15 protein-coding genes are annotated in these 15,140 nt (G+C 70.0%); 10 read left to right on the plus strand and 5 right to left on the minus strand.

The window, feature by feature from the left end:
* Positions 1–13: 13 nt before the first annotated feature.
* The 7 genes from AO398_RS14280 to AO398_RS14310 all read left to right on the plus strand — a co-directional run bounded on the left by AO398_RS14280 (position 14) and on the right by AO398_RS14310 (position 6,817).
* Complete coding sequence (locus AO398_RS14280) at positions 14–2,377, plus strand: UvrD-helicase domain-containing protein (RefSeq protein ID WP_058192792.1); 2,364 nt, start codon at positions 14–16, stop codon at positions 2,375–2,377.
* 413 nt (positions 2,378–2,790) lie between these two features.
* Entirely contained in the window at positions 2,791–3,507 is a 717-nt protein-coding gene (locus tag AO398_RS14285) for a PhoH family protein (protein ID WP_058192793.1), read from the plus strand.
* A 132-nt stretch (positions 3,508–3,639) separates the two neighbouring features.
* The gene (locus AO398_RS14290) at positions 3,640–3,876 is read left to right on the plus strand and encodes a hypothetical protein (RefSeq protein WP_058192794.1); all 237 of its coding nucleotides are present in this window, start codon (positions 3,640–3,642) and stop codon (positions 3,874–3,876) included.
* Positions 3,877–4,021: 145 nt separating this feature from the next.
* Positions 4,022–4,306 (plus strand): accessory factor UbiK family protein, encoded by a 285-nt coding sequence (locus AO398_RS14295; protein WP_058192795.1) that lies wholly within the window; start codon positions 4,022–4,024, stop codon positions 4,304–4,306.
* Positions 4,307–4,595: 289 nt separating this feature from the next.
* Entirely contained in the window at positions 4,596–5,105 is a 510-nt protein-coding gene (locus tag AO398_RS14300; RefSeq protein ID WP_058192796.1) for a YbjN domain-containing protein, read from the plus strand.
* 23 nt (positions 5,106–5,128) lie between these two features.
* Positions 5,129–5,932: a pyrroline-5-carboxylate reductase gene (gene proC / locus AO398_RS14305; protein ID WP_201025769.1), complete on the plus strand. Its 804-nt coding sequence runs from the start codon at positions 5,129–5,131 to the stop codon at positions 5,930–5,932.
* A 93-nt stretch (positions 5,933–6,025) separates the two neighbouring features.
* Positions 6,026–6,817: a TetR/AcrR family transcriptional regulator gene (locus AO398_RS14310; RefSeq protein WP_201025766.1), complete on the plus strand. Its 792-nt coding sequence runs from the start codon at positions 6,026–6,028 to the stop codon at positions 6,815–6,817.
* Positions 6,818–7,006: 189 nt separating this feature from the next.
* On the opposite strand, the gene AO398_RS14315 is transcribed toward AO398_RS14310, so the two are convergent.
* Together AO398_RS14315 and AO398_RS14320 are read right to left on the minus strand one after the other, a co-directional pair.
* Positions 7,007–9,010 carry a HAMP domain-containing methyl-accepting chemotaxis protein gene (locus tag AO398_RS14315; RefSeq protein WP_058192798.1) on the minus strand — a complete coding sequence of 668 codons (2,004 nt, stop codon included), beginning with the start codon at positions 9,008–9,010 and terminating at the stop codon, positions 7,007–7,009.
* Positions 9,011–9,711: 701 nt separating this feature from the next.
* On the minus strand, positions 9,712–10,149 hold the full coding sequence (locus tag AO398_RS14320) for a hypothetical protein (protein WP_058192799.1): 438 nt from the start codon (positions 10,147–10,149) through the stop codon (positions 9,712–9,714).
* A 230-nt stretch (positions 10,150–10,379) separates the two neighbouring features.
* On the opposite strand from AO398_RS14320, the gene argJ reads away from it, so the two are divergent.
* From argJ to AO398_RS14335, 3 genes are read left to right on the plus strand one after another with little or no spacing between them, the layout of a single operon-like run.
* On the plus strand, positions 10,380–11,630 hold the full coding sequence (argJ, locus tag AO398_RS14325) for a bifunctional glutamate N-acetyltransferase/amino-acid acetyltransferase ArgJ (RefSeq protein WP_058192800.1): 1,251 nt from the start codon (positions 10,380–10,382) through the stop codon (positions 11,628–11,630).
* A complete protein-coding gene (locus AO398_RS14330) occupies positions 11,627–12,346 on the plus strand; it encodes an SIMPL domain-containing protein (protein ID WP_058192801.1) in 720 nt (239 codons plus the stop codon). The genes argJ and AO398_RS14330 overlap by 4 nt, the downstream gene beginning before the upstream one ends.
* A complete protein-coding gene (locus AO398_RS14335; protein ID WP_058192802.1) occupies positions 12,343–12,771 on the plus strand; it encodes a (deoxy)nucleoside triphosphate pyrophosphohydrolase in 429 nt (142 codons plus the stop codon). The genes AO398_RS14330 and AO398_RS14335 overlap by 4 nt, the downstream gene beginning before the upstream one ends.
* Before the next feature lie 37 nt (positions 12,772–12,808).
* Here AO398_RS14335 and AO398_RS14340 read toward each other — a convergent pair whose 3' ends face one another.
* The 3 genes from AO398_RS14340 to AO398_RS14350 are packed head-to-tail and all read right to left on the minus strand — an operon-like array spanning position 12,809 to position 14,893.
* On the minus strand, positions 12,809–13,786 hold the full coding sequence (locus AO398_RS14340; RefSeq protein WP_058192803.1) for a Gfo/Idh/MocA family oxidoreductase: 978 nt from the start codon (positions 13,784–13,786) through the stop codon (positions 12,809–12,811).
* A 30-nt stretch (positions 13,787–13,816) separates the two neighbouring features.
* On the minus strand, positions 13,817–14,224 hold the full coding sequence (locus tag AO398_RS14345; protein ID WP_058192804.1) for a DoxX family protein: 408 nt from the start codon (positions 14,222–14,224) through the stop codon (positions 13,817–13,819).
* Positions 14,225–14,260: 36 nt separating this feature from the next.
* A complete protein-coding gene (locus AO398_RS14350) occupies positions 14,261–14,893 on the minus strand; it encodes an alpha/beta hydrolase (RefSeq protein ID WP_058192805.1) in 633 nt (210 codons plus the stop codon).
* Between the last annotated feature and the right edge of the window lie 247 nt (positions 14,894–15,140).

Consider the following 15,140-nt stretch of genomic DNA (forward strand, 5'->3'; position numbering starts at 1 on the left):
CCAGGGAAGCGGAATGCAGAATGGCCCGCACGCGCAGCCCGCCGGGGACGGCGCTCCGACCTCCATCGCCGCCCGCGCCATGGGCGCCCTCCGACGGGACGCCGCCTCGTATCTCGACGGGCTCAACCCCGAGCAGCGCCGCGCCGTCGAGCCCGCGGAAGGTCCGGTGCTGGTCCTGGCCGGCGCCGGCACCGGCAAGACCCGGGTGCTGACCACCCGGATCGCCCACCTGATCGCCACCGGCCGGGCCCGGCCCTACGACATCCTGTCGGTGACCTTCACCAACAAGGCCGCCCGGGAGATGAAGCTCCGGATCGGCGCGCTGATCGGCCCGGCCGGCGAGGGCATGCCCTGGCTCGGCACCTTCCACGCCATCGGCACCAAGATCCTGCGCCGCCACGCCGAGCTGGTCGGGCTGAAATCCGACTTCACCATCCTGGGCACCGACGACCAGCTGCGCCTGATGAAGCAGGTGATCGCCGACCAGAACATCGACGAGAAGCGCTGGCCGGCCCGGGCGCTGGCCCACACCATCGACGGCTGGAAGAACCGCGGCCTCTCGCCCGAGCAGGTGCCGCCGGGCGAGGCCTCGTCCTTCGCGTTCGGCAAGGGCGGCGCGCTCTACACCGCCTACCAGGCCCGGCTCGCGACGCTGAACGCCGTCGATTTCGGTGATCTGCTGCTGCTCTGCCTCAAGCTCTGGCGCGAGAACCCGGACATCCTGGCCAATTACCAGGACCGGTTCCGCTACATCCTGGTGGACGAGTACCAGGATACCAACGTCGCCCAGTACCTTTGGCTCAGGCTGCTCGCGCAGTCGCGCAAGAACATCGCCTGCGTGGGCGACGACGATCAGTCGATCTACGGCTGGCGGGGCGCCGAGGTCGACAACATCCTGCGGTTCGAGCACGATTTTCCGGGTGCCGTCGTGGTGCGCCTGGAACGCAACTACCGCTCCACCGGCCATATCCTGGCCGCCGCCTCGGGCCTGATCGCCAAGAACGAGAGCCGGCTGGGCAAGACCCTGCGCACCGAGGACGAGCCGGGCGAGCGCGTCACCGTCACCGGCGCCTGGGATTCCGAGGAGGAGGCGCGCCAGCTCGCCGAATCGATCGAATCCCTGCAGTCCAAGCAGCATCCCCTGTCCGAGATCGCGGTGCTGGTGCGGATCTCGGCGCAGATGCGCGAGATCGAGGATCGCTTCGTCCAGCTCGGCCTGCCCTACCGGGTGGTCGGCGGCCCGCGCTTCTACGAGCGGGCCGAGATCCGCGACGCGCTGGCCTATCTGCGCGTCACCATGAATGTCAGCGACGACCTCGCCTTCGAGCGGATCGTGAACACGCCCAAGCGCGGCCTGGGCGACGCCACCCTGCAGCAGCTCCACACCTACGGCCGGGCCAACCGCCTGCCGCTGCTGATTGCCGCCCAGCGCCTGTGCGAGACCGACGAGCTGAAGCCCCGGGTCCGCGCGACCCTGCGGGCGCTCACCGAGAGCTTCTCCCGCTGGGCCCGCCTCATCGAGACGCAGCCGCACAACGAGGTCGCCCAGACCATCCTGGAGGAATCCGGCTACACCGAGATGTGGCAGAAGGACCGCTCCGCCGACGCCGCCGGTCGCCTGGAGAACCTGAAGGAATTCGTCCGCTCGATGGAGGAGTTCCCCGACATGGCGGCCTTCCTGGAGCACGTCTCCCTGGTGATGGAAGCCTCCGAGGCCGAGGGCGCCGAGCGGGTGTCGCTGATGACGCTCCACGCCGCCAAGGGCCTGGAATTCGACACCGTGTTCCTGCCCGGCTGGGAGGACGGCCTGTTCCCCAATCAGCGGGCGCTCGACGAGAGCGGCCGGGCCGGTCTCGAGGAGGAGCGCCGCCTCGCCCATGTGGGCCTCACCCGGGCGCGCAAGCGCGCCAAGCTGTCGTTTGCGGTCAACCGGCGGATCCACGGCCTGTGGTCCTCGACGATTCCCTCGCGATTCATCGACGAATTGCCGGAATCGGCGGTCGACGTGGTTGAGGCGCCCGCGCATTTCTCGGCCGGCGCCTCGCGGTTTGACCGCAACCCGACGCCGTTCGGCTCCAGCTACGGCACACCCGGCTGGCAGCGCGCCCAGGCCAACACCGCGGCCGGCACCGGCAACCGGTCCGGCTTCGGCAACAGCCCCGGCGGACGGGCGGGCGGCCCGCGCCAGATCGAGGGCGAGCTGATCGCCAAGTCGAGCGGTACGCCTTCGGCGTTCCAGGACGGCCAGCGGGTCTTCCATATGAAGTTCGGCCCGGGCACCGTCGCCGGCGTCGACGGCAACAAGCTCACCGTCGACTTCGATAAAGCCGGCCGGAAGATGGTTCTCGACAGCTTCATCCAGCCGGGAACGAGCTAGTCCGGCCGATCGAGCCCGGACGCTTCAGGGGGGCAGGGTCGGTTGGCTTGGCCCGTGCGGGCGGAGGCGGATCGCATTCGTGCCGGAGGCCGTGTCATCCCGTATTCCCGCCCCCCCGGCCCGATGCAGCTTTGTCAGGCGACCGGCTTTTTCGGCACCGCGGCACGAACCGTCACCCCCCAGTCACACCCGCCGAGCAAACGTCCGGTGCGAATCGCGTTGGTGCGACGCTTGCACTGCGTATTCGACCCCGGGCGAGGCGGCGTGACGCTCTCCACAGGCGAATAGCACGGGGCGGAACCTTCGGCATGGCGCCGGAATTAGTTTCGCAATAGAATAGAACCGGGAGCAACAAGGTAAACGGCAGTTCATCGACAGATCCAGGTTGGCAAGTCCCGTTGGAGTGTTGATCCATGAAGCGACGCCGCACACGACTTGAACTGGTTGAAGACCGCACGCCCCGTATCCATCGCACACGCTTCGACGACGAGCGCATCCTCAGTCCGATCCAGCCCCTCACCGACCGCCAGGCCCAATATCTCGACGCCCTGGCCAGCTCCTCCCAGGTGATTGTCCTCGGGCCCGCCGGCACCGGCAAGACCTACATCGCCGGGACCCGGGCCGCCGACCAGCTCCGCCAGCGCCGCATCTCCAAGGTCGTGATCACCCGCCCGAACGTGCCGTCGGGCCGCTCGCTCGGCTTCTTCCCCGGCACCCTCGAGGAGAAGATCGCCCCCTGGGTCGCCCCGCTGACGGAAGCCATGAAGGAGCGCATGGGCCAGGCCGCCTTCGAGATCGCGCTGAAGACCGGCGATATCGAGATCGTGCCGTTCGAGGTGATGCGCGGGCGCACCTTCAAGAACTGCCTGGTGATCCTCGACGAGGCACAGAACACCACCACCGCCGAGATCAAGATGTTCCTGACCCGCATCGGCGACGATTGTCAGGTCATCATCAACGGCGACGTCTCCCAGACGGACCTGCGTGAGACCTCCGGCCTGCGCACGGTCATGCACCTGATTAAGAGCCGGATGATGCCGATCCCGGTGGTCGAGTTCACCCGCGACGACATCGTCCGTTCCGGCATCTGCGCCGAATGGGTGAAGGCGTTCGAGGAAACGAATCTCTAATCCAGAAGTTGTTGGCGGCGGGTCCTCGCTGGCCCGCCGTGCCCTCACCGGCACGAGACGACTCTCCGAACCTCCCGTTTGGGAGGATGAACCGGGCGTCATGCCCGGAGATCAGAACATTGGAGTCTCCTCGTGAGGAAACTGACCTTCGCCTTCGCCGTGCTGGCCTCGCTGGGCGGTGCCGCCCTCGTCCAGCCCGCCAGTGCCGCCCCCGGCCTACCCTCGGGCGTTACGGCGCCCGACGCCCTGACGCAGGTCCGTATGACCCCGATGGAGCGCCGCATGATGCATCGGCGCATGGAGCGCCGGATGATGCACCGGCACATGCACCGCAAGATGATGCACCGGCGGATGATGCGCCGCATGTGATTGCGACGAGCGGGGCCTTCGGGCCCCGCTTCCATGTCCGGACCGCGTTTCGGACGTTGCTCCGAACCCCGCGGATTCCTATCTCGTCACCCTGAATCGCGCAGTCAGGCCGCCGAACGGCAGCCGGCCGATCCGGGAGACCACGATGCCCCCCTCGAACCGACTGTTCGACGATCTCGCCCGCCTGATGACCGATGCGGCCGGCGCCGCCCAGGGCGTGCGCCGCGAGGCGGAGACCGTGGTCAAGGCGCAGGCCGAGCGCCTCGTCCGCGACCTCGACATCGCCTCCCGCGAGGAGCTCGACGTGCTGCGCGATATGGTGACCAATCTCCGGACCCAGAACGAGGCGCTCGCCGCCCGCAACGCCGCCCTGGAGGCCCGGGAAAGCAGTGCCGGGGCCGGCGCGGCGGGGCTCAGCGAGGTCGTCTGAGTCCCCACGGCAACGCTTCAGGCTTTTGCACAGGAAGCGCAGCCGGTGATTTCGTTTCCTGTTCACCGAGCATGACCTGCACTTTGTGTCGCGAGTCACGGCCGGTCTATAGTCGGGCATAGGGTGATTCGGCGGTTGCGGGGCGATGTCCGCAGAGCTTTGACAGTCGATCGCGTCACCCCCGGCCCGTCTGTGCCGGTCGTTTCAAGTTCTCGGAGTGTTCTCACACTCTTCTCGCGTCCCCGTCACGTCGGTCCGGGTCGATTCCGGGCCGTCCTTTTGGATCGTCATGCCGCTTCTCCACGTCGACTTCCACGACCCTGACCGGAACGAGCATCCGCTCGACGTCGTCGAGCGTTTGGCGTCCCTGCGCGACTGGATCTTCGACCGGGCCGAGACCGACGAGATGTCGATCACCAGCCCCGGCCGCTGGACCGACTATCACGTCGCTTTCACCTGGATCGAGGATGTGGAGGCCCTGCACGTGGCCTGCGCCTTCGACCTGAAGGTGCCGGAGCGGCAGCGGATCGAGGTCCTGCGGCTGATCGCGATGATCAACGAGCAACTCTGGATCGGCCATTTCGACCTGTGGTCGAGCGACAGCGTGGTGATGTTCCGCCACGCGCTGCTGCTGGCCGGCGGCGCAGTGCCGACCCATCCGCAATGCGCCACCATGATGAAGACCGCGGTGGATGCCTGCGAGCGCTACTTCCAGGCGTTCCAGTTCGTGCTCTGGGCCGGGAAGAGCGCCCGCGAGGCGCTGGATGCCGTGCTGTTCGAGACCGAAGGCGAGGCGTGACGGCGGCTCCCGACGCGCGGCGGATGCCCGCCTCCCTGGTCCTGGCCGGCGCCGGCAAGATGGGCGGCGCGATGCTGACGGGCTGGCTCGACGCCGGCCTTGATCCCCGTGCCACCACGATCATCGACCCGGTGCCCGCCCGCGCGATCGTGGATCTCTGCGCCCAGCGCGGCATCCGGCTCAATCCGACGGAGCCGGAGCCCGGGGCGGTTCTGGTCCTGGCCATCAAGCCGCAGGGCCTGGAGGCGGCGGCCCCCGGTCTCGACCGGCTCGTCGGCCCCGACACGGTGCTGGTATCGATCCTGGCCGGTAAGACCATCGCGGACCTGCGCGCCCGGCTGCCCCGGGCCCGGGCCTTGGTCCGGGCCATGCCGAACCTGCCGGCCAGCATCGGCCGGGGTGCCACGGGCGCCTGCGCGAGCGCCGAGGTCACGCCGGCCCAGCGCGATGCGGCCGACACCCTGTTCGCCGCCAACGGCACGGTGGCCTGGCTCGCCGACGAGGCGCAGATCGACGCCGTGACCGCGGTTTCGGGCTCCGGGCCGGCTTACGTCTTCCTGCTGGTCGAGGCCTTGGCCGAAGCGGGGATCGCGGCCGGGCTCGAGCCGGCGGTGGCGCAGGCTTTGGCCCGGGCCACGGTGTCCGGCGCTGGAGCGCTCCTCGAAGCGAGCGAGGAAGACGCAGTCCAGCTGCGCCGCAACGTCACCTCCCCGGGCGGGACCACGGCTGCGGCCCTCGACGTGCTGATGCGGCCGGACGGCTTGGCGCCGCTCCTGCGCGAGGCCGTGGCGGCAGCCAAACGCCGGGCGGCCGAACTCGCCGGCTGACATCCGTGCGGCATCGCCGCGCGACGGGTCTGCCCATCGCCGCCGCCTTTCCTACATGAGGACCGACGACCGACAGGAGCGGGCGACAGACCCATGACCGAGAACAGAGCCCCGTCGAAGCGCACCCGCAAGGTTGCGGGTGCCGCGCAGGACGACACGAGCCAGGCCGGCGCGGCCCCGGAATCCCCCGCCCAGGCCGACAGCCCGCCGAAGCTGCCGCCCCGGGAAGCCGCGGTCGAGGCCCTGATGCGGCTCGCCGCCGAGCAGCCCTGGAACGACATCGAGATCGGCGACATCGCCCGCGAGGCCGGCCTGACGCTTGCGGAGCTGCGCGACCTGTTCCCCTCGAAGGGGGCGGTGCTGGGCGGCCTCACCCGGATCATCGACCGCAAGGTGCTGGAAGGCGACAGCGCCGGCCTCGAAGAGGAGCCGACCCGCGAGCGCCTGTTCGACGTGCTGATGCGTCGGCTCGACGCGATGACCCCCTACAAGCCCGCCTTGCGCCGGATTGCCTACGCGTTACGCGGCGAGCCGCTGTCGATGCTGGCCCTGAACGGCGTGATGCTGAACTCGCACCGCTACATGCTGGCGGCGGCCGGGATCGACACCGAGGGGCCGCTGGGACAGCTCAAGCTCCAGGGCGTGGTGATTGCCTTCGCCCGCGTCACCCAGGTCTGGCTCGAGGACGACGACCCGGCGCTCGCCCGGACGATGGCCAAGCTCGACAAGGAGATCCGCAACGGCGAGCGGCTCATGGAGCGCGCCGAGGATGCCCGGCGGCTGACTGCGCCGTTGCGCGCGCTCGGACGCTCGCTCCTCGACCGCCGCCCGCGCGCCCGACGCACCCCGGACGGCGACGAGACGGACCCCGCCGCCGCGATCTGACGCTGCGGATGACGCACCGCCTCGGGATCCTATTTCGCCATCCGCATCCTGAGATGCCCCCCAGGATCGTAAGGGCTCGGGATTGCTCCTTCGAGGGCGACGCTGGGCGTCCCTCTCGAAGGAGACTGTTGCGGGAAGGCGATAGCCGGGCGGATGGGGACGCCGGTATCCGCCTCCCGCGCCCGCGCGTCAGGCCGCCTGGATATCCCGCAGGAAGCTGTCGACCTCCTGCCGGACTTTCTGAGATTGGGAGGCCAGCTGGGAGGCCGCGTTCAGCACCTGCGTGGCGGCGCTGCCGGTCTCGCCGGTCGAGGCCAGCACGCTGGCCACGTTGGCGGACACGTCCCGGGTGCCCTGGGCCGCCTCGCCGGCATTGCGCGAGATCTCGCTGGTCGCCGCCGTCTGCTGCACCACCGTCGAGGCGATCGAGCCGCTGATCTCGTTGACCGCCGCGATCGTCTTGGCGATCTGCTCGATCGCATCCGCGGCCTGGCCGGTGGCGGCCTGGATCGCGGCGATCTGGCCGCCGATCTCGTCGGTGGCCTTGGCGGTCTGGCCGGCCAGTTCCTTGACCTCGGCGGCCACCACCGCGAAGCCCCGGCCCGCCTCGCCGGCCCGAGCCGCCTCGATGGTCGCGTTCAGCGCCAGCAGGTTGGTCTGCCCGGCGATACCCGAGATCGTCGTCACCGCCGCGCCGATCTGATCGGCGGCGAGCCGCAGGCTGGCCATGGCGGCATTGGTGGTCTCGGCCTCGTGGGCGGCGACACCGGCGACCTCGTTGGAGCGGATCACCTGCCGCTCGATCTCCTGCAGCGAGGCGACCATCTCCTCGGCTGCTGCCGCCACGGTCTGGACGTTGGTCGAGGCCTGCTCGGCGGCGGCGCTGGAGGCCACCGCCTGGGTGTTGGTGTCGTCGGCGACCTGGGTCATCGAGCGCGCCGTCGCGTCGAGCTCGGTGGCGGCTCCGGTTACCACGTCGAGCGAGGCGGCGACGTTCTGCTGGAAGACGCGGACCAACTGATCGACCCGCTCGGCCCGGCTCAGGCGCGCCGCCTGCTCGGCCGCCTGGGCGGCTTCCAGCTGGATGCGGGCGATGGCGTTCTTGCGGAACACATCCACCGCCTTGGCCATCTCGAGCATCTCGTCGCGCACCGTCGGCAACGGTACGACGGACTGGGTATCGCCGTCGGCCAGCCGCTTCATCGCACCGGTCATACCGACGATCGGCCGGATGATGCTGCGGGCGATCAGGAAGGCCAGAGCGCCGCCCAGTGCCAGGGCGAGACCGATCAGGCCGATCTGGATGCGTCGGGCATTCGCCACCGAGGCGGCGGTCGCCTCGCTGATCTCGTTCACCGCGACGAAGATCTTGTCGCGCGCGGTCTCGCCGCCCCGCTCGATCGAGTCCGCGAACGGCTTGATACCGTTCTCGAAGGCCTCCTTCGCCACACCCATCGCGCTGTCCCAGGCCTTGAAGCTGGCGGCATAGACATCCAGACCTTCGACGACGGCATTGATCTGCTGGGCGACGGTCGCACCGTCCTCCGTAGCCCCGAATGCCTTCAGGGTGCCGCGAGCCTGCTCGATCGCTGCAGCGAATGCAGTCCTATCGTCCGCGGCCAACCTGATCATGAAGCGCGCGGCTTCGAGGCGGACCCGCATAACGGCATTCTCGATTTTCTGAATGCGACCGGACATGGCCTCGTTCGAGCGGGCATGCACCGCGATCGCCAGCGCTTCCGTCGCGCCTGTGACGGCATTGCCAGCCTTGAACATGCCGATCTTGGCTTCGCTCACGCTCGTGCCCGCTGCGGCCAAGCGTTCCAGCGCCGGCTTCAGGGCGCGAGCGTCGTTGTTCATCTGCTCATAGAGTGCGCGCCGGTCGCTTTGCGGGGCACGGATGAAATGCTCGTGGCTCTTTTCCTCGATGACGCGCCGCGTCTGCTCCAGCGTCGTGATCTGCTCGGCGCTCGGCGCGAGGCGATAAATCTCAGCGGTCCCGGTGAGACGGGCCGCAAGGCTATTGATCGTGAGGATCGACCGCACGCCCGTATCGAACCGGGCCCGCGACTCATATTGATCGATAATGTAACTCTGCTGGTAGAGCGAATAGGCGCCGATGCCGGCAGCAATCAGCACGAGCAGGGTGAATCCGGCATAGAGCCGGTGGCGGATTCCCAACTTCACAGACATCGACTTTCACAAGAGCGCGCCCGCGGCGGGCACAACCGCGATAAAAATCTCTTCTGTGACAGTGTTATGTCAGAATTCGGCTATTTACTTCAGGTATCGAACCGTAATTTTTAATAGATCTTGTGTGGATCCAAAATTATTAATTCTCCTCTCCGCATCTTTCAGCAGCAAAGTTCGACCTATGGATCTTCAATCGAGAAACTGAGAGAGCGATATAGCAATTTATCGTCTCAAAATTTAACTGGAAACCTTAGCGAGGCATAAGCGTCATCTAAAGCAACGTGCATATATTGACACAGGCCGCCATTAAAAACGTTTGTGATGCGACAGCAATTCATCGACGAAAACCAATTATCACTGGATCGTATTGGTCGCCGAACCACATTGATGCACGCAATACTCTCGACTTCGATGCAACGAAGCCGACTCAGCGGCCTCAGAGATGCCGGACGGGGTCGCCTTGGATCAGCGGCCGCAATCGCGACACGACGGGTCCGATCCCGGCTGGATCCCATGGGCCTTTCGCTCCGCACCAGCATCGCGAGGGCAGAACAGCGAAGGGCGCCGTTCAATCTTCGGCCCGAAGCCGCATTCCGCCGCGCAACGGGTTGCGAGAAACTCCGGGCTCCTTGGCTCTCTGCACAGCTGCCGGGCCTCGATCCCGGCGGATCCGGCAGGCGGCCTCGCTCCCCCGGCCGCCCTCAGGCGGCGCGATTCGCCAGCGCCTCGCGCATAAGCGAGGCGACCATGCCATTCTGGAACTGCTCACGCTGGATGAACAGGGCGTCCGGGACCAGCAGCGAGGCCTCCTGCTCCGGCGGGTCGAACGGATCGCTGGAGAGGACGATGCGCAAGCCCGGGCGCAGGGCCCGCGCCTCGACGGCGAGCTGCGCGCAGCACAGGCCGCCGCCCTGCAGGGCCGCATCCACCACCATCACGTCCACGGGCAGCCCGAGCGCCAGGACCGTCATGGCATCGACGCCCCGGTCGCAGGCGGTGACCTGATAGCCCAGCATCCGGATCTCGGCGGAAATCGCGTCGCGCCAGCGCTTGTGGCGGCCGACGACCAGCACCTGGATCCTATAGCAGACGCCTTGGGGCAGCCGGCCGGAGGCCGTCTCGACGTCGGTTGTGGGCATCGTCCGCACTCGACCTCGCTCTGGCTTTGCAATGCAGCATGCTATGCCGGGAACCAAGGCTCGCGCAAGCCCGGCGCCGTGAAGACGCCGCATTCGGAGCCACCGCTGCCCAAAACGCATGCAGCCTCGTGCATGAGCATCGCGTAGGCGTGCGGTTGACGGCGCCGGGGTCGCGCGGGCAACACCGGGCCGCCGCGGGAGGTCCCGCGCGCTGCCGGAGCTTTCAGCCGATGTCGTCCGCGAAATCCCCGCCCGTCTCCCCGCTGGCGCCCGCTACGGTGCCGGAGCTGCCGCCGCTGCCGGGCGTGCGAATCGCCACCGCCCAGGCCGGCATCCGCTACAGCGGCCGCACCGACGTGCTCTACGTCGACCTCGCTCCCGGCACCCGGGCGGCCGGGGTGTTCACCCGCTCGAAATGCCCCTCCGCGCCGGTGGATTGGTGCCGCGAGGCCCTGGCGCACGGCGCGGCCCGGGCCGTGGTGGTCAATTCGGGCAACGCCAACGCCTTCACGGGCCGGCTCGGCTGGGAGGCCGTCGCCAAGACCGTGCAGATCGCCGCGCAGGCGGCCGGCTGCGTCGACCGGGAGGTCTACGTCGCTTCCACCGGCGTGATCGGCGAGCCGCTCCCAGCCGAGCGCTTCGAGGGCGTGCTGGCCGATTGCGCCGCCCGGGCCACGGACGGGCCGGCCGCCTGGGCCGAGGCCGCCCGGGCGATCATGACCACCGACACCTTCCCCAAGCTCGCGACCCGCACCGCCGAGATCGACGGCGTGCGCGTGACCATCAACGGCATCGCCAAGGGCGCCGGCATGATCGCCCCCGACATGGCGACGATGCTGGCCTTCGTGTTCACCGACGCCACCGTGCCCCAGGCGGCGCTCCAGGCGCTGCTGAGCGACGGCACCAAGACCAGCTTCAATTGCGTGACGGTGGACGGCGACACCTCGACCTCCGACACCCTGCTGCTGTTCGCCACCGGAAAGGCCGGCACGACCGATCGCGCCGTCGCGGCCGACCCGCGGCTCGCCGGCTTCCGGGAAGCCCTGGACAGCCTGCTGATCGAGCTCGCCCAGCTCGTCGCCAAGGATGGCGAGGGCGCGCGCAAGTTCGTCACCGTGCGGGTGACCGGCGCCGAGAGCGACGCCTCCGCCCACCGGATCGCGATGTCGATCGCCAATTCGCCGCTGGTGAAGACCGCGGTGGCCGGCGAGGACGCCAATTGGGGCCGGGTGGTGATGGCGGTCGGCAAGGCCGGCGAGCCCGCCGACCGGGACCGGCTCGCGATCTGGTTCGGCGATGTGCGCGTGGCCGTCGCGGGCGCCCGCGACCCGGATTACAGCGAGGACGCCGCCAGCGCCGTGATGCGCGAGCCGGAGATCGGCATCCGGGTCGATCTCGGCCTGGGCGAGGGCCAGGCCCGCGTCTGGACCTGTGACCTGACCAAGGCCTACATCGAGATCAACGGGGATTACCGCTCGTGAGGGCGCGCCGCGCAGGCTTCCTGCTGCTGGCGCTGCTGCCCGCCGCGGCGCAGGCCGACGATGCGGCGTGCAAGCGGCACATCAGCGTGGTCGGGCGCGCCGCCGAGACGCGGGCCCCGGACTTCGCCGAGGTCGTCGTGGGGATCGAGGCCCGGGGCGCGAGCCCGGCCGCGGCCCTCGACGCCGCCTCGAAGGCGGTGGCCGCGATCTCGGCGCAGGCGCGCGCGCTCGGCGTGCCGCCGGCCGATATCGGCACCGCCGCGGTGTCGCTCCAGGCGGGCTCGCGCACCGTGACCCGGCCGGGCGGCGCGGTCACCGAGGAGCCCGACGGCTACCGGGCCGGCAATGCGGTGACCGTCCGCCTCGCCGACATGGACCGCCTCGGCGACCTGCTGCGCCAGGCCCTCGACTCGGGCGCGAACCGGATCGACGGGGTGAGCTTCGGTTTGCGCGAGCCCGACAAGGCCGAGGCAGCCCTTCAGGTCGCGGCGGCCCGCGATGCCCGGACCCGGGCCGAGGCGCTGGCCGAGGCGCTCGGCGCCAAGCTCGGGCCGGTCTGCGTGCTGACCACCACGGGGGGCACGGTCCCGCCCCCGCCGGTCTTCGGCCGTGCCCTCGCGGCGCCGATGGCCGCCAAGGGCCGGCGCGTCCCGATCGAGGCCGGCACGATCCAGCTCGCTTCCGAGATCTCGGCCACCTTCGCGGTGGCGCCATGAGCGGGCCCGAGACGCCCGCCCTGCGCCTGTTGCTGGTGATCGCCGTCGCCCTGGTCGACGTCGACGGCCGGATCCTGGTGAGCGAGCGCCCGGCCGGCAAGCAGCTCGCCGGCCTGTGGGAGTTTCCAGGCGGCAAGGTGGAGCCCGGCGAGCGCCCGGAGGAGACCCTGATCCGCGAGCTGTCCGAGGAGCTCGGCATCCGGGTCGAGGAGCCGTGCCTAGCGCCGCTGACCTTCGCCAGCCACGCCTATCCGGACTTCCACCTGCTGATGCCGCTCTACGTCTGCCGGCGCTGGTCGGGCACGCCGCGCCCGATGGAGGGCCAGGCGCTCAAATGGGTCCGCCCCAAGGCCCTGCGCGACCTCGCCATGCCCCCGGCCGACGCGCCGCTGATCCCGTTCCTGGTCGAGCTTTTGGGGAGCTGATCCGGGCTCGCCATCACACGCAGGACGCGCTCGAACCTTACAGCGCCAGAATCCCCTCCACCACCTCCTGCACGGCGAGCGCCTCGGCGAAGGTGGCGAGGTGGTGGGGCTCGCCGCGTGTCATGCGGACGACGCCGTCGAGCTGGCGGCGCAGGGCGATCGGGCGGGCCTGGACGTTGGGCAGGGCGTCGGGGGCCGGGGTGAAGGTCCCGTCCGGGCCGCGGCGCTCGGCGATCGCCCAGTCGCGCAGGCGGATGGCGCCGGCATCGCCCTCCAGCGTCCAGGTGTTGTGATCGTCCTCCGGGACGCCGCCGACCCGGCCGGTCAGGGTCACCGGGATGGCGCCGGCCCTCAGCGTCACGTCGATCGCCCGCTCGGAGCGGCCGGCCTCCGGGAAGGCGACCGTGCCGGAAAGCCCGTCCAGCGGTCCGCACAGGCGGCGGGCAAGGAACAGGAAGTGCGAGACCACCTCGCGGGTGAAGCCGCCCTCGGCCCGGGCGTCGAGCCAGCGCGCCGCATCGGCCTGCCAGGGGCGCGGCCAGCGGGCGAACTGCACCCTGATGCTGAGCCGCCGGGGCGTACCGACCGCGCCCTCGGCGATCCACCGCTCCAGCGCCGCGACGCCGGGCGAGGAGGCGAACGGGAAGTTCACCGCCCCGGACGCCCCGGCCTCGGCCAGCAGGTCGCGGGCCTCGGCGCGGTCGATCGCCAGGGGCTTCTCGCAGAAGACGGTTCGGCCGGCGGCCAGCGCCGCGTGGGCGTAGCCGAGATGCGAGGCCGGCGGCGAGGCGACGTACACGCAGGCGCTCGCTGCCACCACGGCGGCGGCATCGGCGACGAGCGGCACGCCCGGGAAAGCCGCACCCACCCGCGCCAGGGCCTCCGGGGACGGGTCCCAGAGGGCGGCGACCCGGACCGGTGAGTCCGATGCGCCGTGGATCGCGCCGATCAGGCGCTCGCCCATGATGCCCGCGCCGATGATCCCGAGGGCGAGCGGCTGGTCGGTGGCGGTCATCAGGGTTCCTTGCGTGACGGTGGCGCCCGGTCAGGCCCGGCCCTGTCGCGCGTCGAGGCTGAACGGGCCGGGCCCGAAGGCCGCGACCTGAAGCAAGCCGCCCGCCACGGCGAGGTTCTTCAGGAAGTGGAACATCTGGTTCGGGTCCGCCAGCGCCGTGTGGAAGGTCAGGGCGGTCGCCACCGTAAATCCGGCGAGCGCCAGGGCGACGAGCCGGGTCCGGTAGCCCGCGATCAGCAGCAGGCCGCCCACGATCTCCACCAGCGTCGCGGCCGCGTAGGAGACCTCCGGCAGCGGCAGGCCGGCGGCCAGGGCGGTGGCGAGCGTCGCGGCCGGGGCGGCGAGCTTGCCGATTCCGCTCACCAGGAACAGGGCGCTCATCAGGACCCGGCCGATCACGGGTAGAAACGCCAGCGCGGGGGCGATCGGGGATGCCATGGGGGGACTCCGTGTCGGCAGGGGGAGGTTTGGCGATCAGGCCGCGTCCGGCCGGGCGAGCCCGCGGACCCAGTCGGCCGCGAGGCTGACATCGGCCTGCGAGAGGCCGTGACCGACCGGCACGACCCGGTGCTCGACCGCCGCGCCGGCGGCTTCGAGCTGCCGGGCGAGCCGGCCCGCGTTCTCGGCCGGGACGATCGGGTCCATGGCGCCGGAGAGCATCAGCACCGGCTTGCCCGCGAGGTCGGCATCGGGGGGCTCGGCCAGCGGCACCATCGGGCGGATCAGCACCGCGCCCGCCAGCACCTCCGGGTGCAGCATCAGCAGCGCGGCGGCGATGTTGGCGCCGTTCGAGAAGCCGAGCGCCAGGGGCGCTTCGATCCCGTAACAGTCCCGCGCCGCGCCAACGAAGGCGGCCAGGTCCGCAGTCCGGCGGCGCAGGTCAGCCTCGTCGAACACGCCCTCGGCGAGGCGCCGGAAGAAGCGCGGCATGCCGTTCTCCGACACCGCCCCGCGGGGCGACAGCAGGGCGGCGCCCGGGGCCACGATCCGGCCGAGCGGCAGGAGATCGTGCTCGTTGCCGCCGGTCCCGTGGAGGAGCAGCAGCGGCCGGGCGGCCGGTGCGCCGGGCTCGAACTGGTGGATCAGGCTGAGAATGTCCTGGGTCATGACGACCTCGCTGGTGGCAGGCTTCGAAGAACGGCCGTCTCAGAGACCAACGGATCGACCGATCCGGATCGTCGATAAGACACTTGAAACACCGGGCTTTTCCCCTCCCCCCTTGTGGGGAGGGGTCAGGGGTGGTGCAGGAGGCACCGCGCCGTTCAATCCTGAACCACCCCCACCTCCAACTCCTCCCCACAAGGGGGGAGGAGAGAGCCTCGCGTTGCGCGGCTTTGAAACCGCGGCCTCCAAG

This window comes from Methylobacterium sp. GXS13, from assembly GCF_001455965.1.
Taxonomy (GTDB): domain Bacteria; phylum Pseudomonadota; class Alphaproteobacteria; order Rhizobiales; family Beijerinckiaceae; genus Methylobacterium.